Genomic DNA, 874 nt, shown 5'->3' with positions numbered 1-874 from the left:
CATCCAGATGACTCATGCCAAAAGTGCCGCAGATTCAGGCTTATTCTACAACGTGATACTGTTCTTAGGTAATTCGACGATCGCCATGCTGATTTCACTGCTCTTCGCGATCTATACCATGGGCCTGGGGCGCGGGAAAACAATCCCTGACCTGATGGATTCTTGCGGAAAAGCTATCGCGGGTATTGCCGGTCTGCTGCTGATTATCGGCGGTGGTGGTGCATTCAAGCAAGTTCTCATCGACTCTGGCGTTGGTCAGTATATTTCTACCCTGGTTTCGGGTATGGATATTAACCCGATCCTGATGGCCTGGGGCGTGGCCGCATTCCTGCGTATTTGTCTGGGTTCAGCCACCGTCGCGGCGATCTCTACCGCCGGTCTGGTCATCCCATTGTTGGCAGTACATCCCAATACCAACCTGGCCTTGATTACGCTGGCTACCGGCGCCGGATCCTGTATTTGTTCTCACGTTAACGATGCCAGTTTCTGGATGATTAAAGACTTTTTTGGCCTGACCACCAAAGAAACGCTGTTATCCTGGACGCTGATGTCCACACTCTTATCCATCAGTGGGCTGATTTTTATTCTGCTCGCCAGCTTAGTTTTATAATCGGGTTCTTACCAGTGAGCCAACCTGTCGTTCACTGTCCCCCATAATTTAGTGAGTGACGGCAATCGTCTACACGGTGACGAATCGCTGGCGATCTAAAAGGGGCGATATTGAACCGTTGATTATGCTGGAAGGGTGTACTCTCAGTAATACTGTAAAGCCGGAGCATGTCTCCGGCTTTACAGTATGGGGGAACAGAGGGCGATCGCTCAAATGGTATGCTGGTTTATTTCATGTAAAAGAATAAAATATCTGTATAAAATC

At 49.1% G+C, this 874-nt stretch carries 1 pseudogene; it reads left to right on the top strand.

Annotated features, from left to right (window positions below):
• Window positions 1–610 (top strand): annotated as a pseudogene (locus KQJ19_RS23760) (gluconate permease); the annotation flags it as partial.
• Window positions 611–874 lie beyond the last annotated feature (264 nt).

Origin of the sequence: Citrobacter sp. S46_ASV_140 (assembly GCF_018919545.1) — a bacterium.
Lineage (GTDB): Bacteria > Pseudomonadota > Gammaproteobacteria > Enterobacterales > Enterobacteriaceae > Citrobacter > Citrobacter braakii.
The sequence above is the reverse complement of the archived record's forward strand: the minus strand, read 5'-3'. Positions and strand labels throughout refer to the sequence as shown.